At 65.3% G+C, this 20,894-nt stretch carries 22 protein-coding genes; 16 read left to right on the forward strand and 6 right to left on the reverse strand.

Translation table 11 applies throughout. The features are described 5' to 3' along the window. The first annotated feature begins 25 nt into the window (after positions 1 to 25). A complete protein-coding gene (locus QCM77_RS06920; RefSeq protein ID WP_279682537.1) occupies positions 26 to 1,285 on the forward strand; it encodes an adenylate/guanylate cyclase domain-containing protein in 1,260 nt (419 codons plus the stop codon). 152 nt (positions 1,286 to 1,437) lie between these two features. On the opposite strand, the gene QCM77_RS06925 is transcribed toward QCM77_RS06920, so the two are convergent. Continuing rightward, positions 1,438 to 2,682 carry an MFS transporter gene (locus tag QCM77_RS06925; RefSeq protein WP_279682538.1) on the reverse strand — a complete coding sequence of 415 codons (1,245 nt, stop codon included), beginning with the start codon at positions 2,680 to 2,682 and terminating at the stop codon, positions 1,438 to 1,440. A gap of 160 nt (positions 2,683 to 2,842) precedes the next feature. Between QCM77_RS06925 and QCM77_RS06930 the strand changes: the two genes are divergently transcribed. Next, positions 2,843 to 4,195: an Nramp family divalent metal transporter gene (locus tag QCM77_RS06930; protein ID WP_279682540.1), complete on the forward strand. Its 1,353-nt coding sequence runs from the start codon at positions 2,843 to 2,845 to the stop codon at positions 4,193 to 4,195. Positions 4,196 to 4,316: 121 nt separating this feature from the next. Here QCM77_RS06930 and QCM77_RS06935 read toward each other — a convergent pair whose 3' ends face one another. The 3 genes from QCM77_RS06935 to hemB all read right to left on the reverse strand — a co-directional run bounded on the left by QCM77_RS06935 (position 4,317) and on the right by hemB (position 6,993). After that, positions 4,317 to 5,093, reverse strand: coding sequence for an arginyltransferase (locus QCM77_RS06935; protein WP_279682541.1), 777 nt, complete (start codon positions 5,091 to 5,093; stop codon positions 4,317 to 4,319). 134 nt (positions 5,094 to 5,227) lie between these two features. After that, complete coding sequence (locus tag QCM77_RS06940) at positions 5,228 to 5,764, reverse strand: RDD family protein (protein WP_279682542.1); 537 nt, start codon at positions 5,762 to 5,764, stop codon at positions 5,228 to 5,230. A gap of 167 nt (positions 5,765 to 5,931) precedes the next feature. Continuing rightward, complete coding sequence (hemB, locus tag QCM77_RS06945) at positions 5,932 to 6,993, reverse strand: porphobilinogen synthase (protein ID WP_279667593.1); 1,062 nt, start codon at positions 6,991 to 6,993, stop codon at positions 5,932 to 5,934. A 152-nt stretch (positions 6,994 to 7,145) separates the two neighbouring features. Between hemB and QCM77_RS06950 the strand changes: the two genes are divergently transcribed. The 12 genes from QCM77_RS06950 to QCM77_RS07005 all read left to right on the forward strand — a co-directional run bounded on the left by QCM77_RS06950 (position 7,146) and on the right by QCM77_RS07005 (position 17,765). Then, complete coding sequence (locus QCM77_RS06950) at positions 7,146 to 7,643, forward strand: DUF6163 family protein (protein ID WP_279667592.1); 498 nt, start codon at positions 7,146 to 7,148, stop codon at positions 7,641 to 7,643. Between the two features lie 516 nt (positions 7,644 to 8,159). After that, on the forward strand, positions 8,160 to 8,678 hold the full coding sequence (ldtR, locus tag QCM77_RS06955; RefSeq protein ID WP_007603420.1) for a transcriptional regulator LdtR: 519 nt from the start codon (positions 8,160 to 8,162) through the stop codon (positions 8,676 to 8,678). 202 nt (positions 8,679 to 8,880) lie between these two features. Next, entirely contained in the window at positions 8,881 to 9,117 is a 237-nt protein-coding gene (locus QCM77_RS06960; protein ID WP_279682544.1) for a hypothetical protein, read from the forward strand. A 37-nt stretch (positions 9,118 to 9,154) separates the two neighbouring features. Then, positions 9,155 to 9,376: a hypothetical protein gene (locus tag QCM77_RS06965; RefSeq protein WP_279667590.1), complete on the forward strand. Its 222-nt coding sequence runs from the start codon at positions 9,155 to 9,157 to the stop codon at positions 9,374 to 9,376. A 269-nt stretch (positions 9,377 to 9,645) separates the two neighbouring features. Next, on the forward strand, positions 9,646 to 10,944 hold the full coding sequence (gene glyA / locus QCM77_RS06970) for a serine hydroxymethyltransferase (protein WP_279682546.1): 1,299 nt from the start codon (positions 9,646 to 9,648) through the stop codon (positions 10,942 to 10,944). A 15-nt stretch (positions 10,945 to 10,959) separates the two neighbouring features. After that, a complete protein-coding gene (gene nrdR / locus QCM77_RS06975) occupies positions 10,960 to 11,442 on the forward strand; it encodes a transcriptional regulator NrdR (RefSeq protein ID WP_247349424.1) in 483 nt (160 codons plus the stop codon). Continuing rightward, positions 11,439 to 12,587 (forward strand): bifunctional diaminohydroxyphosphoribosylaminopyrimidine deaminase/5-amino-6-(5-phosphoribosylamino)uracil reductase RibD, encoded by a 1,149-nt coding sequence (gene ribD, locus QCM77_RS06980; RefSeq protein WP_279682547.1) that lies wholly within the window; start codon positions 11,439 to 11,441, stop codon positions 12,585 to 12,587. Before nrdR ends, ribD begins: the two co-directional genes overlap by 4 nt. A 1-nt stretch (position 12,588) precedes the next feature. Then, complete coding sequence (locus QCM77_RS06985) at positions 12,589 to 13,212, forward strand: riboflavin synthase (protein ID WP_279682549.1); 624 nt, start codon at positions 12,589 to 12,591, stop codon at positions 13,210 to 13,212. Between the two features lie 72 nt (positions 13,213 to 13,284). Continuing rightward, positions 13,285 to 13,776 (forward strand): 6,7-dimethyl-8-ribityllumazine synthase, encoded by a 492-nt coding sequence (ribH, locus tag QCM77_RS06990; RefSeq protein WP_279667586.1) that lies wholly within the window; start codon positions 13,285 to 13,287, stop codon positions 13,774 to 13,776. 2 nt (positions 13,777 to 13,778) lie between these two features. Continuing rightward, the gene (nusB, locus tag QCM77_RS06995) at positions 13,779 to 14,276 is read left to right on the forward strand and encodes a transcription antitermination factor NusB (protein ID WP_247321681.1); all 498 of its coding nucleotides are present in this window, start codon (positions 13,779 to 13,781) and stop codon (positions 14,274 to 14,276) included. A gap of 138 nt (positions 14,277 to 14,414) precedes the next feature. Continuing rightward, positions 14,415 to 15,413, forward strand: a complete 999-nt coding sequence (gene thiL, locus QCM77_RS07000) for a thiamine-phosphate kinase (protein WP_279682551.1) — start codon at positions 14,415 to 14,417, stop codon at positions 15,411 to 15,413. Positions 15,414 to 15,644: 231 nt separating this feature from the next. Then, positions 15,645 to 17,765, forward strand: a complete 2,121-nt coding sequence (locus QCM77_RS07005) for a sodium-translocating pyrophosphatase (RefSeq protein ID WP_279667584.1) — start codon at positions 15,645 to 15,647, stop codon at positions 17,763 to 17,765. A 303-nt stretch (positions 17,766 to 18,068) separates the two neighbouring features. On the opposite strand, the gene QCM77_RS07010 is transcribed toward QCM77_RS07005, so the two are convergent. Both QCM77_RS07010 and QCM77_RS07015 read right to left on the reverse strand, forming a co-directional pair. Further along, positions 18,069 to 19,070, reverse strand: a complete 1,002-nt coding sequence (locus tag QCM77_RS07010) for a Bug family tripartite tricarboxylate transporter substrate binding protein (protein ID WP_279667583.1) — start codon at positions 19,068 to 19,070, stop codon at positions 18,069 to 18,071. A 96-nt stretch (positions 19,071 to 19,166) separates the two neighbouring features. Then, on the reverse strand, positions 19,167 to 19,652 hold the full coding sequence (locus QCM77_RS07015; protein ID WP_279667582.1) for an outer membrane protein assembly factor BamE: 486 nt from the start codon (positions 19,650 to 19,652) through the stop codon (positions 19,167 to 19,169). Between the two features lie 98 nt (positions 19,653 to 19,750). On the opposite strand from QCM77_RS07015, the gene QCM77_RS07020 reads away from it, so the two are divergent. Next, complete coding sequence (locus QCM77_RS07020; protein WP_279682552.1) at positions 19,751 to 20,317, forward strand: ubiquinol-cytochrome C chaperone family protein; 567 nt, start codon at positions 19,751 to 19,753, stop codon at positions 20,315 to 20,317. Beyond that, entirely contained in the window at positions 20,314 to 20,877 is a 564-nt protein-coding gene (locus tag QCM77_RS07025; RefSeq protein ID WP_279682554.1) for a YceD family protein, read from the forward strand. Before QCM77_RS07020 ends, QCM77_RS07025 begins: the two co-directional genes overlap by 4 nt. Positions 20,878 to 20,894 lie beyond the last annotated feature (17 nt).

Below are 20,894 nucleotides of genomic sequence, written 5' to 3' on the forward strand. Positions count from 1 at the left end.
TCACGAATGCACGGCATAATGGCGTATGCAATTGACCTCGCGCCTCGACCTGATGAACTGGCTGGCCGGCCAGGGTCTTACAGGCCTACCCGAATCCGATCTGTTGCGCGGCTTCTGCGAGCGCTGCCGCGCCGAAGGGCTGGAACTCTCGCGCGGGCTCGTCGTCATCGATACGCTGCATCCGATCTACGAGGGCCGCGCTTTCCGCTGGAGCGATACGCCGACCAACGAGAGCGACGTCCTCGAATACGGCTCGACCGCGGAGGGCGACGCGGCCAAGAACTGGCGTCGCTCGGTGTTCTTTCATCTGCTCGAACATGGCGACGACGAGATGGTGATCGACCTCGCCGACGCGCCGTCGCTCGATTTCTCGCAGATCGGCGAACTTGCGGAGAAAGGCCACCGGCATTTCCTCGCTTTCGTGCATCGTTTCGGCGAGACCGGCGCGCTCGGGCAGATGGACTGCCTCTACTCCGGCTGGACCACGCGGCGTGAAAGCGGCTTCAGCGAACCGGAGCTCGTCGCGCTGCGCGATCTCGTGCCGGTGCTGGGGCTCGCGATCAAGTCGGCGCAACAGGTCGACATCGTGCGCACGCTCGGCCGGGTCTATCTCGGCCGCGATGCCTCCGAGCAGGTGCTGCGCGGGCGCATCTCGCGCGGCGTCACCGAGCGCATCAACGCCGTGCTGTGGTATTCGGATTTGCGCGGCTCGACCGGGATCAGCGAGAGCATCGGCCCCGACGAGATCATCCCGTTCCTCAACGACTATGCGCAGGCCGTGATCGATGCGATCCACGACGCTGGCGGCGATGTGCTGAAGCTGATCGGCGACGGCGTGCTCGCGATGTTCACCGGTGAAGACATGGCGCATGCGCGGCGCGCGGCGCTGCGCGCCGAGCACCTCTCCCGCAAGAACGTCGCGGCGCTGAACCTGCGGCGGGAGGCCGAGGGCCGTCCCACCACGTCCGCCTATATCGGCCTGCATGTCGGCGAGGTCCTCTACGGAAATATCGGCAGCGAGGACCGGCTTGATTTCACCGTGGTCGGCCCGACCGTGAACGAGGTCAGTCGCATCGCCTCGATGAGCCGTTCTGTCGATCGCGAACTGCTGGCGTCGGCGGAATTCTACAAGGGCCTCGACGCCGCCGGCCGCCGCTACCTCGTCTCCACCGGCCGCTACGCGCTCCGCGGCATCGGCCGCGCGCAGGATCTCTACACGCTCGATCCGGAGGTCGACGCGAGCGAGCCGGTGACGGGGAGTTACGAGCGGTATCTGGCGAACTAGGCCGGCAGTCTTTGCGTACTCCGTCATTGCGAGTTGGAGGCGAGGGCGACGCTAAAGCGCGATGAGATGAGGATGAATCATCATCGCGCTTTAGGTTGTTGTTTGAGCATGATCTTTTCGAAAAACCGCTTCGCACTTTTCCGGATCATGCTTTAGCACCGCGCCGCCGCCTCATCGCCCACCATTTCCGGCTGCCGATCCAGCGCCACGGCGGGCGAGAGCCAAATGACCAGCGCCTGCACGCCGAACACGGCGGCGGCGAGATAGAGGCACGCTTCCGCGCTCCAGATGCCGCCGACGATCGCACCCAGCGCCGAGCCGACCGGGCGGGCGCCGTAGCTCATGATGTTGATGGCGGAGACGCGGCCCAAGAGGCGCGGCGGGGTCACCGACTGGCGCAGCGTCGTGGTCGAGATCACCCACAGGATCGGCCCGACGCCGAGCAGGAAGAAGCTCAAGCCCGCAAGCCAGGGTGAGGGGACCAGCACCGTCAGTGCCATCACCACCGCGGCGACGAAGCCGGTGACGGGGCCGAGGCCGACAACCGTGCCGAACGCGATGCGCTTCATTACGCGCGTGGCGAACAGCGCGCCGATGACCATGCCGACGCCGTACATCGTCAGCACGGTGCCGACGCCGGCCGCGGTCAGGCCGAGGTGACGTACGGCGTAAGGCACGAACACCGCGATCTGCAGGAACCATCCGGTGTTGAAGATGAACTGGGTGATGAAGACCGGCCGCAGCAGCGGATGGTGAAACACGAAGGCCGCGCCCTCGCGGATGTCCTGGAACGGATGCCGCCGTGGAGCCGGTGTGCGGGCGGGCTCGTAGATGCCGGAGAGCAGCACGACGGCGATGGCCGAGAGCGCGGCCGCAAAGCCGAAGGCCGGGCTCGCGCCCCACCACCCTACCAGCGCGCCGCCGAGCGCAGGGCCGCTGGCGAAGGCGATGGTGCGTGCGAGCTCGATCCGCGCATTGGCTGCCGGCAACAGGTCCGAACTCACCAGCGAGGGCACCAGTGCCGGCGCGGCCACGCTGTAGACGACGGTGCCGCACACGGCGGCAAAGCCGAGCAGCGCCAGCAGCGCCAGATTGAGCGCGCCGAGCGCGAGCAGCAGCACGATCGCCGCAAGGGCCGCGGCCCGCAGCGCCTCGGCGCCCGCCATCAGCGAGCGGCGGGAGATGCGGTCGGCGAGCAGGCCGGCCGGAATGGCGAACAGGACGAAAGGCAGCGTGAGGGCGGTCTGGAGCAGGCCGGTCTGACCTTCGGCGACGCCGAGCGTCAGCACCGCGACGATAGGGGCCGCGGCCAGCGCGATCTGTTCGGCCGACTGTGCCGCCAGGTTGGACCAGGCGAGGCGGTTGAAGGTCTCGGGGAGGCGCGGGGGAGTTGACATGGCTCATTTCCTGCAAAGTCGAGTTGGCGCCAGTATCCGCCTCCGGGGACGGCCAAACCCACCCGCTTCCCGACAGGGGAACGGCCGCTTGGGGAACCCAGGCGGCTAGATGCAGTTGCAAATGAGTTGCAATAAGGTTCGACTTCGGTATTCTCGCCCTATGGATGCTCGCTCTCCCGATCTGACCCGAGACACCGCCGGCTGGCGCTCCGACGCGCCTGCTACCAAGAGCCTGGCCGAGGTGAATTCCACGGTTGCCGTCCCCATCGCGGGGGTGTGGTGGCGGCGCCTGCTCGCCTTCGTCGGCCCGGGCTATCTGGTCTCGGTCGGCTACATGGATCCCGGCAATTGGGCGACCGACCTCGCCGGCGGGTCCAAGTTCGGCTACACGCTGCTCTCCGTTATCCTGCTCTCGAATTTGATGGCGATCCTGCTGCAATCGCTGGCGGCACGGCTCGGCATCGTCACCGACCGCGACCTCGCGCAGGCCTGCCGCGCGACCTATTCGCCGGCGGTGAACTTCATGCTGTGGCTCGCCTGCGAGGCGGCGATCATCGCCTGCGATCTCGCCGAGGTCATCGGCACGGCGATCGCCCTCAAACTGCTGTTCGGCATTCCCCTGATCGGCGGCGCGCTGATTGCCGCGTTGGATGCCTTCTTGCTGCTCATCCTGATGAATCGTGGCTTCCGTTTCCTCGAAGCCTTCGTCATCGCACTGCTGGTTGTGATCGCAGTCTGCTTCACGGTCCAGCTTGCCGCGGCAGCACCGCCGGTTGCCGAGATGCTGAGGGGATTTGTGCCGAAGACCGAGATCTTCACCAACCCCGAGATGCTCTACATCGCGATCGGCATCATCGGCGCCACCGTAATGCCGCATAATCTCTATCTGCATTCCTCGATCGTGCAGACGCGCGCCTATGAGCGCAACGACACCGGCCGGCGCGAGGCGATCAAATGGGCGACGACGGATTCGACCGTCGCCCTGATGCTGGCGCTGTTCATCAATGCCGCGATCCTCGTCGTGGCTGCCGCAACCTTCCACAAGAGCGGCCACTCCGACGTCGCCGAGATCGGCCAGGCGTTCGAGCTGCTGTCGCCGCTGCTCGGTCTCGGCATCGCCTCGACGCTATTTGCGGTGGCGCTGCTCGCCTCGGGCCTGAATTCAACAGTGACGGCGACGCTCGCCGGCCAGATCGTGATGGAAGGCTTTCTCGATTTGCGCCTGCCGAGCTGGGCGCGCCGGTTGCTGACGCGCGGCATCGCCATCGTTCCCGTGATCGTCGTCACCGCGATCTATGGCGAGCGCGGCACGGCCGATCTCCTGGTGTTCAGCCAGGTCGTGCTGTCGATGCAGCTTCCCTTCGCCGTCATCCCGCTGGTCCGCTTCGTCTCCGACCTCCGCAAGATGGGCCAGTTCGTCATACCGGTGTGGGTGGCGGCGATCGCGTGGATCGTCGCGGGCATCATCGTGATTTTGAACGTGAAGCTGCTGGCGGATACGCTGTTCGGGTGACCACAGCACCGCTGTCTTCGTCCGGCTTGACCGGACGACCCAGTATTCCAGAGACAGCTGTGACTGAGCCGAGGCGCCGCGGCGTACTGGATGCCCCGTCAAGCCGGGGCATGACAGAGAGCTAATCCTGCGGCTCGGACGCCGCATCGCCTTGCGCGTCGACGCGCAGCCAACCTGACGGCGCGAGGCGCTGCTGCGGCAGGAAGCGGGCCTTGTAGTCCATCTTCTTCGAGCCTTCGATCCAATAGCCGAGATAGACGTAAGGCAGCCCTTGCCGGCGAGCGCGGGCGATGTGGTCGAGGATCATGAAGGTGCCCATCGAGCGGCTGACTTCGCCGGGCTCGAAGAACGAATAGACCATCGACAGGCCGTCGCTGAGCACGTCGGTCAGCGCGACCGCGATCAGCTCCTGGCCGCGGCCGGTGATGCCGCTGTCGGGACCGCGCTTGCGGTACTCGATGATGCGGGTCTCGACATGGCTGTCCTCGACCATCATGGCGTAATCGAGCACGGTCATGTCGGCCATGCCGCCATGGCGGTGACGGGAATCGAGATAGGCGCGGAACACCGAATATTGCTCGGAGGTCGGCACCGCGCTGCGCTGCTCGCCGATGATGTCGGCGTTGCGCGCAATAACTTTTCGGAAGTTGCGGGAGGGGCGGAACTCGTTGGCGATCACCCTGACCGAAACGCAGGCGCGACATTGGTCGCAGGCCGGCCGGTAGGCGATCGACTGGCTGCGACGGAAGCCGCCATGGGTCAGGAGGTCGTTGAGGTCACCGGCGCGCTCACCCACGAGGTGCGTAAACACCTTGCGCTCGTGCCGGCCCGGCAGATACGGGCACGGGGAGGGCGCCGTGAGGTAAAATTGGGGGGTGTCGCGCGAGTGCTGGGTCAAGGGACGTCGTGGGCCTCCAAAATGAGTATCAGCATCGCGCTACGAAAGCCCCCGGTCAATCGGTCTACTCGGCAGGTCGGATCGGTCAGCATAGCGGGTCCAGGTTGATAGGTTCTTGATCATTAGGTCCTTGATCAGCTCCTGGCGCCTTGAGGCACCGGCGCACGAACGGAATTGTTGATCACGACCGTTCCCAGCACGAAATCCTGCAGCAAGCGCCTGCGGCCGTTGAACAGCCCGACCAGCACCACGAAGGGCGACAGGAACGAGACGGTCACCCAGAACAGCACCGCGTGGGTGGCGCCGAGCACGAAATAGCCGGGTGCGCCGTACCAGGTGCGCAACTCCAGATCCATCAAGCGCATGCCGATGGTCGCGGACGACGGGCCGCCGATGCAGGCGCCGTAATAGACGATGGCCCAGATCACGGAGGCCGGCCAGGCCAGCCAGAACAGCGCCCAGCCGATGCCGAGCGTGACCACGCCGAACACTGCGATGAAGAGGTAGCCGAGGATTACCGGCACCGAGATCACGATCATGTCGATCAGGAAGGCGAACACCCGCCGCGTCGCAACGCCGCGGAACAGTTCCGGGTGCAGATAGGGATCGTAAGCGTGCGGCTGCGCCCCGCCGTCATTGCGCCAGGCATTGCCCGAATCCGAATACGACATGACCGTCCTCCCGAGGGAAACTCCCTGGCTGGACATGGGAACAGGCAGTCCGCGTGCCAAGGGCGCCGGGATTAACAAGCCGAAATATTCCGGCGATTCGGGGGCGGTGGGGCCTGGTCGTGAGGGGCGATGCTGGCGCCTCGCATCAGTCGTCCCGGCGATGGGGCTTACCCTTGCGCCCGCAGCTTCTCCGCCACCCTCGGCGCGAAGTAGCTCAGCACACCATCCGCGCCGGCGCGCTTGAAGGCGAGCAGGCTCTCCATCATGGCGCGGTCGCCGTCGAGCCAGCCGTTGTTGGCGGCTGCCGCAATCATCGCGTATTCGCCGGAGACCTGGTAGGCGAAGGTCGGCATCGCAAACGTGTCCTTCACGCGGCGGACCACGTCGAGATAGGGCATGCCGGGCTTCACCATCACCATGTCGGCGCCCTCGGCGATGTCGAGCTCGACCTCGCGCAATGCCTCGTCGGTATTGGCGCTGTCCATCTGGTAGGTGCGCTTGTCGCCGGTGAGCGTCTTGGCCGAGCCGATGGCGTCGCGGAACGGGCCGTAGAAGGCCGAGGCGTACTTTGCGGCATAGGCCATGATCTGCACGTCAAGCAGACCGGTGTGATCCAGGCCCTCGCGGATCGCGGCGACGCGGCCGTCCATCATGTCGGAGGGCGCGATGATGTCGCAGCCGGCTTCGGCCTGCACCAGGGCCTGACGCACCAGCACCGCGACCGTCTCGTCGTTCAGGATCTTGCCGTCGGAGATCAGGCCGTCATGGCCGTGGCTGGTGAAGGGATCGAGCGCGACGTCGCAGAGAATGCCGATCTCCGGAAACTCCTTCTTGATCGCGCGCACCGCCTGACAGACCAGATTGTTCGGGTTGGTGGCTTCCGAGCCTTCCTCGTCGCGCAGGGACGGGTCGGTGTAGGGAAACAGCGCGAGGCAGGGGATGGTGAGCTTCATTGCACGCTCGGCCTCGCGCACGGCCTGGTCGACGCTGAGGCGGTCGACGCCCGGCATCGAGGCGATCTGCTCGCGCCTGTTGTTGCCGTCGATCAGGAACAGCGGCCAGATCAAATCGTCGGTGGTGAGCACGTTCTCGCGCACCATGCGCCGGGCCCATTCGGCCTTGCGGTTGCGGCGCGGGCGGACGGTCAGATCGAGGGCAGGGGAGGCGCCAGCGCCATCCCGGCGCGAAATCTCGCGCAATTCGATCGGACGTCCGTATTTGATCGCCATCACTCTTCCTCCGGCTGGAATTATTCTTATACCAGCTCGCATGGTTCCCGTCACCGCGGCTTGACCTGCCGCAAGGCAAAGAAGTGACCTGGGCAGCCGAAGTGACCTGGGCAGCCGATTGATTTTGCGGGGCAAAGCAGCCAGAAGGGGCCATGTCCGAGATCTCCACGCGCGATGCGGCCCGCGAAACTGCCAGGGACGCCGTCCGAGACAATGCCAGAGACAACGCAATGTCGGTGGCGGCGATCTCGTCGGAGCGGACTGAGTCCGACGACAATGTCTGGACGCGCCGGCTCGTGCTGTTCCTGCGGATGATGGCGCTGCTCTCGATCCTGAAAGGTCTCTATCACTGGGCGCAGGTCACCGGCTTCGTCGGCGGCGAGGACGAGGCGTTCGAGAACCAGGCGATGGCCTGGCAGGCCGCCACCGTCTACTTCGCCGTGATCGAGCTCGTTGCCGCGGTTGGCCTCTGGCTCGCCACGCCCTGGGGCGCGGTGGTGTGGCTGACGACCGTGGTGTCGATGGCGGTGATCGAGCTGATGTTCCCGGGCATCTACGGCGGCAGCCTGATCGTGGTCGGGGTCGAAGCCTTCATGCTGGCCGCCTATCTCGCGCTCGCCTGGATGGCCGCACGCGAACGGCCGCCATAGGCGAAGCCGTCCCAAGCAAAAATACTCTCGTGCCCCGGACGCGATGCAGCGTGCCGCTCTTGCGGCGTGGTGCGTCGCAGAGCCGGGGCCCATTTCTCGGCGATCTCGCCTTGTGTCTGGGTCCCGACTCTGCGCTCCGCTTCGCTGTGCTGGTCCGGGACACGAGAATGTCGCGCTTGGTTGACCGCTGGTTGCCTAAAATTCGAGGTAACTTTTCGTTGACTCCATGCATTCCGCCACAGCTCTTACGCGGTCGTTTCGAAACGGGGCGGGGCTGTTCTGGAATGCGACAATCGGGGCGGACGGAGGGTGAACAAGACCTTGCGAGAGTCAACAGAGGGTTGCGAAAAGTGCTTGTGGCACAGGCTTAATCCGCAATTCACTGTCTTAAATTCATGATCTCTTTATTCTCTTATTTAAGCCGATCTTCAAACGAGCCCCTTAAGTTGCACCTATCAGACGGGACACAAGTTTCGTCGAATGAGTGTCGATAAAAACGACAACAGGGGAAGTGTCATGATGAAAGCCGTCGCAACTGCGGCAGATACCGCAGAGCGCGTCTCCGGCCAGCAGGGTTCGGTGCAGACGCTCTATCTGGAAGCTTTGACTCTGGTGGAGCGGCTGCATCGCCGGCTGCTCGACGTCATCAAGGACGAGTTCGATCGCCGCGGCCGTGCGGACATCAACTCGGTGCAGGCGCTCCTGCTCTACAACATCGGCGACAAGGAGCTGACCGCGGGCGAACTGCGCACGCGCGGTTATTACCTCGGCTCCAACGTCTCCTACAATCTGAAGAAGCTCGTCGAGCTCGGCTTCCTCGATCATCAGCGCTCGCGCGTCGATCGCCGCTCGGTGCGCATCCGCCTGACGCCGCAGGGCCAGGAAGTTCGTCGCATCGTCGATTCGCTCTACCAGAAGCACGTCAAGACGGTGGAGCAGGTCGGCGGCATCTCGGGCGAGGAGTTCTCGACCCTCAACAAGTCGCTGCACCGCCTCGAGCGGTTCTGGACCGACCAGATCCTGTATCGTCTCTGAGCTCTTTCGACGGGACTTGGCCAAGCCGGCCCACAACAAGACCGGCAAGCCTCCCGAAACGTGCCTGAACTTCCCCAAGCGCGCCGGCCCGGCTCTGCCCGGACCGGTGCGTTTTGTCATTTCGCGGTTGCGAAAAAAATCGCCAACCGTTGGGAACGAGTTCCCGGTTCGGCGCTTATCCCCTCCGGATCGGAGGCTGTCGATGCTGGTCGAGCGTGGCTTGGGGACGATGAAGGTGGAACTCGTGAGCGAGGCCTATGCCATCGCCGCGAACTATCTTCGCCGCTCCGGCGCGATCCCCGACACCCTCGTCACCGACGAGCGCCTGCTGGAGATCGTCATCAAGCTGCTCCAGCACGGCGAATTCAACAAGATCAGGCTGGCCAACAAAGCCATCGTCAGGTTCGAGGCGCAGTCCGAGGCCAAAGCGGTTGCCTGATCTAAACTCCCAAACTCGGCTGGAACCAGAGGGTGCCATGGAAGCTGCCATCGACCGCATCATGCAGACCTATGACCTGCTCGCCAACCGCACCTCTGCGGCGAGCGAGGAGGCGCGAGTCAAGGTGACGAACTATCTGAACACGTTGATGGAAGCCGGCGAGAAGGACACCCACAGGTTGACGGTGTGCGGCCTGACCTATCTGCGCCAGCTCGACGGCAGCGTGGACCCGGTGAAGGCGGGGTATACCGGGCTGTGACGGGACGCTGGCTTCGGCCGGCGGTGCCGGTGCGAAGTTTGAGGCTCAAAGCGGCCCCATTCCGGATGTTTGCGAACGGGGTGGTTCCATAGGACCGCCCCAGCGCCGAAACCCTCGACCCCACCATATCTTGCATAAATCTCAGGCCCGACCCGCAACTACTTGGCCGGGGGCGGGCGATGTGGTAGATCGCGCTCGCCGCTTCCGATCGCCACACCAGACCCGCCCGTAGCCCGCCAACAGGCTGCGGCGGTGGAGATATTCGCAAGATGACCTTCGCCAAAACCGCCTCCGCACCCGATTCGTTTTTCACCGCCTCGCTCGAGCAGGCCGACCCGGAAATCGCAGCCGCCATCAAGGGCGAGCTCGGCCGGCAGCGCCATGAGGTCGAGCTGATCGCCTCCGAGAACATCGTCAGCCGTGCCGTGCTGGAAGCGCAGGGTTCGGTGATGACCAACAAATACGCGGAAGGCTATCCGGGCGCGCGCTATTACGGCGGTTGTGAGTGGGTCGACGTCGCCGAGAACCTCGCGATCGATCGCGCCAAGAAGCTGTTCGGCGCCAACTTCGCCAACGTGCAGCCGAACTCCGGCAGCCAGATGAACCAGGCGGTGTTTCTGGCGCTGCTTCAGCCCGGCGACACTTTCATGGGCCTCGATCTTGCGGCCGGCGGCCATCTCACCCACGGCTCGCCCGTCAACATGAGCGGCAAGTGGTTCAAGGCGGCGCACTACACCGTGCGCCGCGAGGACCAGATCATCGACATGGACGCGGTCGCCAAGCAGGCCGAGGAGGTCAAGCCGAAGCTGATCGTGGCCGGCGGCTCGGCCTATTCGCGCGCCTGGGATTTCAAACGGTTCCGCGAGATCGCGGACAGCGTCGGCGCGTACCTCTTGGTGGACATGGCGCACTTCGCGGGCCTCGTGGCCGGCGGCGTGCATGCCTCGCCCGTGCCGCATGCCCACGTCACCACCACCACGACGCACAAATCGCTGCGCGGTCCGCGCGGCGGCCTGATGCTGTGGAATGACGAGGCGCTGACCAAGAAGCTCAACTCGGCGATCTTCCCCGGCTTGCAGGGCGGGCCCCTGATGCACGTGATCGCGGCGAAGGCGGTCGCCTTTGGCGAGGCGCTGCGGCCGGACTTCAAGGTCTATGCCAAGAACGTCGTCGAGAACGCCAAGGCGCTGGCTGAGGCGATGAAGAGCCACGGGTTCGACATTGTCTCCGGCGGCACCGATAACCATCTGATGCTCGTTGACCTCCGGCCGAAGGGCCTGAAGGGAAACACCTCGGAGAAGGCACTGGTCCGCGCCGCCATCACTTGCAACAAGAACGGCATTCCCTTCGACCCCGCGTCGCCGTTTGTCACCTCCGGTATTCGGCTGGGCACGCCGGCGGCAACCACCCGCGGTTTCGGCGTCGCTGAATTCCAGCAGGTCGGTGGCATGATCGCCGAAGTCCTGAACGCGATCGCGCAGTCCGACGACGGCAAGGCGCCGCTGGTCGAAGCCGCGATCAAGGAACGGGTCAAGGCGCTCACTGATCGGTTTCCGATCTACCAGTAAGGTTGGGCTAAACGGATGCGCTGCCCGAACTGCAACAGTCTCGATACGCAGGTAAAGGACTCGCGTCCGACCGAGGACTCTTCCGTGATCCGCAGGCGGCGCGTGTGCGTCGCCTGCAATTTTCGCTTCACCACTTTCGAGCGCGTGCAATTGCGCGAGCTCACGGTGATCAAGCGCAACGGCCGTCGTGTGCCGTTCGACCGCGACAAGCTGATGCGCTCGGTGTCGATCTCCTTGCGCAAGCGGCAGGTCGAGCCGGAGCGGGTGGAAAAGATGGTCTCCACCATCGTGCGCGAGCTCGAGACCGGGGGTGAGGCCGAAATCTCCTCCGAGGTGATCGGCGAGACCGTGATGGAGCACCTGCGCACGCTCGACGACGTCGCCTATGTGCGCTTTGCCTCGGTCTACCGCAATTTCCGCGAGGCCAAGGATTTCGCCGACGTGCTCGGCGAGCTCTCCGGTGAGGAGCAAGCGCGGCTCGCCGCGATCCGCAAATGATCTTCCGCATCCTGGAGGATCAATTCGCGCAGAAGGCCCGCGAGTCCAAGGATACCGATCGGCGCTTCATGCAGTTGGCGCTTGCGCTCGGCCGGCGCGGGCAGGGGCGCACCTGGCCCAATCCGGCCGTGGGTGCCGTCATCGTCAAGGATGGCGTCATCGTCGGCCGCGGCTGGACCCAACCTGGCGGTCGTCCCCATGGCGAGCCTGAAGCGCTGCGGCGTGCAGGCGAGGCCGCGCGCGGCGCCACGCTCTACGTCACGCTGGAGCCGTGTTCGCATTTCGGCAAGTCGCCACCTTGCGCCGACGCGGTGATCGCGGCTGGCATCACGCGGGTGGTGGCAGCGATCGAGGATCCCAATCCGGAAGTCGCCGGTCAGGGCCATGCGCGCCTGCGCGCCGCCGGAATCACGGTGGATGTGGGTCGGTGCGCGGCGGAGGCCGCCTTCGACCACGCCGGGCATTTCCGCCGCATCCGCGATCGCCGCCCGCATGTGATCCTGAAGCTCGCGGTCTCGCCCGACGGCAAGATCGGTGCGGCCGGCGGCAAGCCGGTCGCGATCACCGGCGAGGCCGTGCGCAACCGCGTGCATCTGCTGCGTGCGCAGAGCGATGCGATCCTGGTCGGCATCGGCACGGTGATGGCGGACGATCCGCAGCTCAACTGCCGCCTGCCGGGCATGGAAGCACGTTCTCCCGTGCGCGTCGTGCTCGACCAGAGCCTGCGCATTTCCGGCGCGACCAAGCTCGTGGGCTCCGCGCGTGAGATTCCGCTGTGGGTGGTGGGTTCTGAGCTCGCAGAAGCCGCGGCCGCCACGCGGCTCGGCGCTGCAGGCGCGCAGGTGACCCGCGTGCCGCCCGGCAACGCCTCGGGGCTCGATCTTCCGGCCGTGCTGCATGCATTGGCCGGGAAGGGCATCACGCGGCTAATGGTCGAGGGAGGCAGCCGCGTTGCGGCGTCCTTCATCGCCGCTGACCTCGTTGACGAGGTCTGGCTGTTCCGCGGCGCGGAAGAGGTCGGCAGTAGCGGCGTCGATGCGCTCGATGCATTGCCCCTGTCGAAAATCACGCAGTCGCAGGCCTACAAGGTTCGTGCTAGCGAGACATTCGACAACGATACTCTCACCATCTACGAGCGCACCTGACATGTTCACCGGCATTGTCACCGATATCGGCGAGATCGTCGGCTTCAAGCCGACGGCGCAGGGCCAGTTGCACCGGCTGCGCATCGCCTGCCGCTACGATCAGACCACCATAGCCGACGGCGCCTCGATCGCCTGCAACGGCGTCTGCCTGACGGTGGTTGCTTCCGGCGTCGAAGGCGGCAAAGACTCTGCTCAAAGGACTTGGTTCGAGGTCGATGCCGCGGCCGAGACGCTGGCGCTGACGACCGCAAAGCACTGGCGGGTCGGCACGAGGCTTAACCTCGAGCGTGCGCTCAAGATCGGCGACGAGCTTGGCGGGCATATCGTCGCCGGCCATGCCGATGGCATCGCGACCCTCGTCAGCCGCGAGGACTTGCCCGACATGGCGCGGTTCGAGCTCGCGACGACGCGGGAGCTGGCGCGGTTCATCGCGACCAAGGGCTCGATCACGCTCGACGGCGTGTCGGTGACGGTTAATACGGTGAAGGACGTGACCTTTTCGGTGCTGATCATCCCGCACACCCTGACGGTCACGACGATCGGCGGCTGGAAGGCGGGCACCGAGGTCAATATCGAGGTCGACCTGATGGCTCGCTACGCGGCGCGGCTGACGGAAATGAAGTGACTGCGTCTTTAAACTTGGCTTACCCGCTGGTGGCGACTACATAGCGCCAACCCCTGTGAAACGGATTTGACGATGGCAGACGCGCGGCGCGCACCCCTGAAGGACCAGACCGACATCTCCGGCGCACGCGCGCTGATTGTCGAGGCGCGGTTCTATGACGATCTCCAGGACGCGCTGCTGGATGGCGCGGTGGCCGAGCTGAAGGCGGCGGGCCTGACCCATGATATCATCACGGTTCCCGGCGCGCTGGAGATCCCGGCGGCGGTGGCGATCGCCATCGATGCCGCGGTTGCCAATGGCAGGCCCTATGACGCCGCGATCGCGCTCGGCTGCGTGATCCGTGGCGACACCATCCATTTCGAGATCGTCTCGCAGGAATCCTCGCGTGCGCTGATGGACCTCGCGGTGGCGCGAAAGCTGCCGCTCGGCAATGGCATCCTCACCGTCAACACCGAGGCGCAGGCCTGGGCGCGAGCGCGCGCCAGCGAGCTCAACAAGGGCGGCGATGCCGCGCGCGCCGCACTTGCGATGTTGCGCATCAAGCGCCGCCTAGCGCGGGCTTGATCATGGCCGACAACAGCAAAAAGCCTCCGGTCGGCACGGAGAAGAAGGCGAACCGGCGCGGCGCGGCGCGGCTCGCAGCCGTGCAGGCGCTCTACCAGATGGACATCGCGGGCGCCGGCATCAACGATATTTTTGCGGAGTTCGAGAGCCACTGGCTCGGCAACGAGGTCGAGGGCGACACCTATCTCCCGGCGGAAGCGGCGTTCTTCCGCGACGTCGTCTCCGGTGTCGTGCGCGACCAGAAGAAGCTCGATCCGCTGATCGACGAGGCGTTGTCGAAGGGTTGGCCGTTGAAGCGCATCGAAGCGATCCTGCGCGCGGTGCTGCGGGCCGGGGCCTACGAATTGGAGCACCGCAAGGACGTGCCGGGCCGCGTCGTGGTCTCCGAATATGTCGACGTCGCCAACGCCTTCGTCGATCGCGAAGAGACCGGCATGGTCAACGCGGTGCTCGACCAGATCGGCCGCCAGTTTCGCGGTGACGAGTTCGGGCGGGGGTAATCACACATTCCGCTGTCATCACCCGCGAAGGCGGGTGATCCAGTACGCCGCGGCAGCGGTTATTGATATCGGGCGTCTCGGCGTACTGGATCGCCCGGTCAAGCCGGGCGATGACAGTGGAGTTTGGGGCTAGCGCCGATGACCAACGCACCAGAAACCTCCGGCGAAGACACCCTCATCGCGCGCTATTTCAAGCCGCTTGCGACTGATCCCGGCGCGCTGGGGCTGGTGGACGATGCCGCCATCCTGCAGTCACTCGGCGAGGACATCGTCGTCACCACCGACGCGGTGGTCGAGGGCGTGCATTATCTTGCCACCGATCCGCCCGACACCATCGCGCGCAAGGCGCTGCGGGTGAATCTGTCCGATCTCGCGGCCAAGGGTGCGACCCCTGCCGGCTTCGTGCTGACGCTGGCGCTGCGCAGCAAGGAGGATTCCTGGCTCAGGCCGTTCGCGGATGCTCTGGGCGAAGACGCGAAAACCTTTGCCTGCCCGCTGCTCGGCGGCGATACGGTCTCCACACCGGGGCCGCAGATGATCTCGATCACGGCCTTCGGCCGCGTGCCGCGGGGGCGGATGGTCGGCCGCACCGGCGCGAAGCCGGGCGACCGCATCCTGGTGACGGGGACGATTGGTGACGCCGCGCTTGGCCTCGACGTGCTCAAGGGCGGCACGGTGGCGAGTGTGCTGGCCTCCGATCCGCACGCGCGCGAGATGCTGATCTCGCGATATCGCGTGCCGCAGCCGCGCAATGCTCTCGCGCAGGCCGTGCGGGACCATGCGACGGCTGCGATGGATGTCTCCGACGGCCTTGCCGGAGATCTGACAAAGCTCTGTGCGGCATCAGGCGTCTCGGCCACGATCGACGTGGCGAGCGTGCCGCTCTCGGCTGCTGCGGCCGGCCTGATCGCGGGCAACGTCGTTTGCGTCGAGACGCTGCTTGCCGGGGGCGACGATTACGAGGTGCTGTGCACCGTTCCGCCGGCGCAATGCGACACGCTGATTGCCTTGGGGCGGGCTGCAGGTCTTGCCGTCACCGCCATCGGCACGATCGTCGCGGGCCATGAGAGGCCGCGCTTCCTGGACGGGCAGGGCCAGGAACTGGCCTTGAAGCTGCTGTCCTACAGCCACTTCTAGGAATTGCTCCAAACCGGCGTCCGGGCTCTCAGCCTAAATACCTGCCGAGATCGGCTTTTCGGCCTTATCCGGCGTTGCACCCTCAATTTGATTTTGGCAAGCTCGTGACCGACTAGGGCCGCCCCTTCGGGCAGGGGGCGGTCTTGTTCACAATCAAGGCGCCGCACCGCACGACGGAAGAACAAAAGGCGCCGGGGGTACGTTCATCAAGGATCTGAGGCATAAAATCACATGACAGCATTATGGTTGATTGTGCTCTGCGGAGTGCTTTCCGTCGTCTACGCGATCTGGGCGACGTCTTCGGTTTTGAGTGCGGATGCGGGGTCGCCGCGCATGCAGGAGATCGCGGAGGCAGTGCGCGAAGGCGCACAGGCCTACCTGCGGCGTCAGTACACCACGATCGGTATGGTCGGCATCGTCATCTTCGTGCTGCTTGCCTATCTCCTCGGTCTCTACGTCGCGGTCGGTTTTGCCATCGGCGCCATCCTGTCGGGGGCGGCCGGGTTCATCGGCATGAACGTCTCGGTTCGCGCCAATGTGCGCACCGCCCAGGCCGCGACGACATCACTCGCCGGCGGCCTTGAGCTCGCCTTCAAGGCGGGTGCGATCACCGGTATGCTGGTGGCGGGTCTCGCGCTGCTCGGCGTGACCCTTTATTTCGGCTTCCTGGTCCATTCGCTGAAGCTCGCGCCTGACAGCCGTGTCGTCGTCGACGCCATGGTGGCGCTCGGCTTCGGCGCCTCGCTGATCTCGATCTTCGCCCGTCTCGGCGGCGGCATCTTCACCAAGGGAGCGGACGTCGGCGGCGACCTCGTCGGCAAGGTCGAGGCCGGCATCCCCGAGGACGATCCGCGCAATCCGGCCACCATCGCCGACAACGTCGGCGACAATGTCGGCGACTGCGCCGGCATGGCCGCCGACCTGTTCGAGACCTATGCGGTGACCGCGGTCGCCACCATGGTCTTGGCGGCGATCTTCTTCGCCAAGACGCCGATCCTCTCCAACATGATGACGCTGCCGCTCGCGATCGGCGGCATCTGCATCATCACCTCGATCATCGGCACGTTCTTCGTGAAGCTCGGGCCGAGCCAGTCCATCATGGGCGCGCTCTACAAGGGCCTGATAGCAACCGGCATCCTGTCGCTGGTCGGCATCGCCGGGGTGATCTACTCCCTGATCGGCTTCGGCAAGCTCGACGGCGTCGACTACACCGGCATGGCGCTGTTCGAGTGCGGCGTGGTCGGCCTCGTCGTCACCGCGCTGATCATCTGGATCACCGAATACTACACCGGCACCGACTATCGTCCGGTGAAGTCGATCGCCCAGGCCTCGGTGACCGGCCACGGCACCAACGTGATCCAGGGCCTTGCCATCTCGATGGAAGCGACCGCGCTGCCCGCGATCGTCATCATCGCCGGCATCCTCGTCACCCACAGCCTCGCCGGCCTGTTCGGCATCGCGATCGCGACAGCCACCATGCTGGCGCTCGCCGGCATGGTCGTCGCGCTCGACGCGTTCGGCCCGGTGACCGACAACGCCGGCGGCATTGCCGAGATGGCGGGCCTGCCGAAGGAGGTGCGCAAGTCGACCGACGCGCTTGATGCGGTCGGCAACACCACCAAGGCGGTGACCAAGGGCTACGCGATCGGCTCCGCCGGTCTCGGTGCGCTGGTGCTGTTCGCGGCCTACAACGAGGACCTCAAGTTCTTCGTTGCGGATTCCGCGCACCACGCCTACTTCGCCGGCGTCAAACCGGACTTCTCGCTCAACAACCCCTACGTCGTGGTGGGCCTGCTGTTCGGTGGCCTGTTGCCGTATCTGTTCGGCGCGATGGGCATGACCGCAGTGGGGCGCGCGGCGAGCGCGATCGTCGAGGAGGTGCGCCGACAGTTCCGCGAGAAGCCGGGCATCATGCAGGGCACCGACAAGCCGGATTACGGCAAGGCGGTCGACCTGCTGACCAAGGCTGCGATCAAGGAGATGATCATCCCCTCGCTGCTGCCGGTGCTGTCGCCCATCGTCGTCTACTTCCTGATCTACGCCATCGCGGGCGGCGGCGCGGCCGGCAAGTCGGCGGCGTTCTCGGCCGTCGGTGCGATGCTGCTCGGCGTGATCGTGACGGGTCTGTTCGTCGCGATCTCCATGACCTCGGGCGGCGGCGCCTGGGACAACGCCAAGAAGTACATTGAGGACGGTCATTTCGGCGGCAAGGGTAGTGATGCTCACAAGGCGGCCGTGACCGGCGACACCGTCGGGGATCCCTACAAGGACACGGCCGGCCCCGCGGTGAACCCGATGATCAAGATCACGAACATCGTGGCCCTGCTGCTGCTCGCGATCCTCGCGCACTGAACCAGAGGCAGCGTTGCTGCGACAAACCCGCGGTGCAAGCCGCGGGTTTTTTGTCGGCTGCCAGTCGGATGCGGCGATTTCCGGAGAGGTTGGTCACCATGAAGTTCGAGATGACCAGGTGCAATCAGTGCGGCAGCGATATGCCGATGGGCGCGACCCTCTGTCCAAGCTGCGGTAAAGCGCAAACCGGAGCCAGGAGATCAGGGTCGCTTCAGCCACGCACCCTCTTGGCGGTCGCATTGGCTGCGGCGGTGCTCCTCGTTTTCAACTGGATCAAAGCCCCGGCGCCGCAGACCGAACCCATCACTGCACGTCCATCTGCAGTCCTTCCTTCTGGATGATGCCGGCGAACTTCTTCGTCTCGGCGTCCACGAAGGCGGCAAACTGGTCGGGGGTGCCGTAGTCGGCGCGGGCGCCCATGGCGGCGATGTTCTTCTTGATGTCGTCGCGCTCCAGCATCGCCTTCACCTGGAGATTGAGCGCCTCGAGCACCGGCGCCGGTACGCCCTTCGGCAGGAAAACCGAGAACCACGACGAGACGTCGAAAGCCGCGAGCTCCGGCGCGCTCTCGCGCATGGTCGGCAGGCTCTGTGCGAGGTCGCTACGCTCGGTCGTGGTGACGCAGAGGCCGGTGAGGGTGCCGTTCTGCACCTGCGGCAGGCTCGGATAGAGGTTGTCGAACAGGATCTGGATGTCGCCGGCGAGGGCTGCCTGGAGCGCGGGCCCGGCGCCGCGGAACGGGATATGCGTCATCTTCAGGCCGGTGAGCTGGAGAAACCAGGCGCCGGTGAGGTGAGGGCTCTGGCCGACGCCGGAGGAGGCGTAGCTGAGCTTGTCCGGATTGGCCTTGAGATAGGCGATCAGCTCGGCGATCGACTTGATGCCGGTCTTCGGATGCGCCGAGACGATGTTCGGGATCCGGATCATGTTGGAGACCGGCTGGAGCTGGTCCGGCTTGTAGGTGAGGTTCTTGAAGATGCTGTAGGCGATCGCGTTCGGACCGGGATTGCCGATCAGGATGGTGTGGCCGTCCGGCTTGGCGCGGACCACCTCGGCCGTGCCGATCGTCCCGCCGCCGCCGGAGCGGTTTTCCACCACGGCCGACTGGCCCCAGGCCGTTTGCAGATGCGCGGCCAGGAGCCGGCCCATCACGTCGGTCGAACCGCCGGCGGCAGCCGGCACGACCAGGCGGACGTTTTCGGTGGGTTTCCAGTCTGCCAGGCTCGATCGCGGCAGGATCGCTGCGGCCGAGAGGCCGGCAGCACCGGTGAGCACGCGACGGCGGGACAGCAATCTATTGGACATGAATCCACTCCCTGCTTCTTGTTTTGCAGGGAGCGTATGGAACCGGATGCGCAACGGCAAGTCGCACGAAGCGGCACGACGCCGCAGGCTGAAGGCTCAGTTAAAGCTGAGGAGCTTGAAGATCGGCGTGAGGTAGCTCATCTCCTGGCCCGACGTCGCCGTGGTGCGGCTGATGAAGTCGAAGATCTTGCCGTCCTGGAGGCCGTAATTCGCAAGCCGGCGCACGCGCCGGTTCTTGTCGAAATAGACGGCGATGACGCGCTGGTCGACCACCTTCTGGTTCATGAAGGCGACCACGCGCTCCGAACGCTGCGAGATGTAATAGAACACTTCGCCGTCGAGGGTTGCGACCGTGGAGGGCGTGCCCATCACGATCAGCACCTGGTCCTGGCTCGCGCCGATCGGAATCTGCTCCAGCGCGCCGGGCGGCAGGATGTAACCCTTTTGGAACTGCTCGCCGGTGCAGCCGGCAAGCGCAACGCCAACCAGCGCCGCGGCCGCGAACAGGCGCAAGCCGCGCCAACGTGCTTGAAAGCCGCGCCGCTTGTCTGCGCGCAGGTTGGTCTGCTTCGTTATCGTCATAGCGGAACTGATTCCGTCCCCTTGCGTCGCGCGAGGCGCTGAAGTACCGGGCAGGGGCTCTGAATGCAACACGCGCGCGCCCGCTTGCGGAAACCACAATGCTTTGGCCGTTCAATCACTTCAGGAAACCCCGCCTAGCCTCGCCGGGCACCATTGAAGCCATCTATGGCATGATCGTGACGCAGGCGCGAGAACCCATATTTTACCGCGACTTGGGCGTGCCGGATACGGTTAATGGGCGTTTCGACCTGTTGCTGCTGCATCTCTGGCTGCTGCTGCGCCGCCTGCGCACGGTCCAGGGCGCTCCCCAACAAGGCGCCACCGAGCTGTCGCAGGCGCTGTTCGACCGCTTCTGCGAGGACATGGACGACAATCTGCGCGAGATGGGGATAGGCGACCAGACCGTGCCGAAGCGGATGCGGGCCTTCGGCGAGGCCTTTTATGGCCGGGTCCAGGCCTACGATCAGGCGATGGACGGCGGCGGCGAGGCGCTGGCATCGGCGATCTGCAAGAATATCTTGAATGGGGCCGGCATCGACCAGGCGCAGCGGCTGGCGGCCTATGCCAGGGCTACCGAGGCCGATCTCGGCCGGACCGGCGAGGCCGCACTGCTGGGTGCGTCCTTCAAGTTTCCTCCAGCGTTCCCTGAGGATGTTACGCCATGAGCCGACCGATTACAGGATCCGCGCCCGATCCCTGGCGGGCGCCCGTCATCGTTGCACAGATCCCCGACACTGGCCTGCATCGCAAGCTCGAGCCATCGGTCGCCGAGCGGCAGGCCATAGCCGAGATGGCAGGCTTGCGGGAGGTCCTCTCTGTCCAGGCCGCCTTCGATGTCGTGCCGAAAAGCGGCAACCGGATCCAGGTCACGGGGCACGTCCGCGCCCGGATCGGCCAGACCTGCGTGGTCACGCTCGACCCCATGGAGAGCGAGATCGAGGAGGAGGTGGACCTGATATTTGCCCCCGAGGCCGAGGTACGCCGCCTGGCCGACCTGATCGAGGAGGGGCAGGACGATAAGGAGCATGTCGCCGACCCGCCGGAGGCGATCGTCAATGGCATCATCGATCTCGGCCGGCTCGCCACCGACGCCCTGTTCCTTGCGGTCGATCCCTATCCGCGGAAGCCGGGGGCCGTGTTTGAGGCCGAGGCCATCGCCTCCGATCCGGAGGACCATCCCTTTGCAGTCCTGAAGGCACTCCAGGACAAGAAGAAGGACCAATAGGTGCCGTCTTCCCCATA

The organism is Bradyrhizobium nivariense, assembly GCF_029846695.2.
Taxonomy (GTDB): Bacteria; Pseudomonadota; Alphaproteobacteria; order Rhizobiales; family Xanthobacteraceae; genus Bradyrhizobium.

Coding starts and splice junctions, on each gene's coding strand:
- QCM77_RS06920 (WP_279682537.1), top strand. CDS start 26: ATGCAATTGACCTCGCGCCTCGACCTGATGAACTGGCTGGCCGGCCAG.
- QCM77_RS06925 (WP_279682538.1), bottom strand. CDS start 2,682: ATGTCAACTCCCCCGCGCCTCCCCGAGACCTTCAACCGCCTCGCCTGG.
- QCM77_RS06930 (WP_279682540.1), top strand. CDS start 2,843: ATGGATGCTCGCTCTCCCGATCTGACCCGAGACACCGCCGGCTGGCGC.
- QCM77_RS06940 (WP_279682542.1), bottom strand. CDS start 5,764: ATGTCGTATTCGGATTCGGGCAATGCCTGGCGCAATGACGGCGGGGCG.
- hemB (WP_279667593.1), bottom strand. CDS start 6,993: ATGGCGATCAAATACGGACGTCCGATCGAATTGCGCGAGATTTCGCGC.
- QCM77_RS06950 (WP_279667592.1), top strand. CDS start 7,146: ATGTCCGAGATCTCCACGCGCGATGCGGCCCGCGAAACTGCCAGGGAC.
- ldtR (WP_007603420.1), top strand. CDS start 8,160: ATGATGAAAGCCGTCGCAACTGCGGCAGATACCGCAGAGCGCGTCTCC.
- QCM77_RS06960 (WP_279682544.1), top strand. CDS start 8,881: ATGCTGGTCGAGCGTGGCTTGGGGACGATGAAGGTGGAACTCGTGAGC.
- QCM77_RS06965 (WP_279667590.1), top strand. CDS start 9,155: ATGGAAGCTGCCATCGACCGCATCATGCAGACCTATGACCTGCTCGCC.
- glyA (WP_279682546.1), top strand. CDS start 9,646: ATGACCTTCGCCAAAACCGCCTCCGCACCCGATTCGTTTTTCACCGCC.
- nrdR (WP_247349424.1), top strand. CDS start 10,960: ATGCGCTGCCCGAACTGCAACAGTCTCGATACGCAGGTAAAGGACTCG.
- ribD (WP_279682547.1), top strand. CDS start 11,439: ATGATCTTCCGCATCCTGGAGGATCAATTCGCGCAGAAGGCCCGCGAG.
- QCM77_RS06985 (WP_279682549.1), top strand. CDS start 12,589: ATGTTCACCGGCATTGTCACCGATATCGGCGAGATCGTCGGCTTCAAG.
- ribH (WP_279667586.1), top strand. CDS start 13,285: ATGGCAGACGCGCGGCGCGCACCCCTGAAGGACCAGACCGACATCTCC.
- nusB (WP_247321681.1), top strand. CDS start 13,779: ATGGCCGACAACAGCAAAAAGCCTCCGGTCGGCACGGAGAAGAAGGCG.
- thiL (WP_279682551.1), top strand. CDS start 14,415: ATGACCAACGCACCAGAAACCTCCGGCGAAGACACCCTCATCGCGCGC.
- QCM77_RS07005 (WP_279667584.1), top strand. CDS start 15,645: ATGACAGCATTATGGTTGATTGTGCTCTGCGGAGTGCTTTCCGTCGTC.
- QCM77_RS07010 (WP_279667583.1), bottom strand. CDS start 19,070: ATGTCCAATAGATTGCTGTCCCGCCGTCGCGTGCTCACCGGTGCTGCC.
- QCM77_RS07015 (WP_279667582.1), bottom strand. CDS start 19,652: ATGACGATAACGAAGCAGACCAACCTGCGCGCAGACAAGCGGCGCGGC.
- QCM77_RS07020 (WP_279682552.1), top strand. CDS start 19,751: ATGCTTTGGCCGTTCAATCACTTCAGGAAACCCCGCCTAGCCTCGCCG.
- QCM77_RS07025 (WP_279682554.1), top strand. CDS start 20,314: ATGAGCCGACCGATTACAGGATCCGCGCCCGATCCCTGGCGGGCGCCC.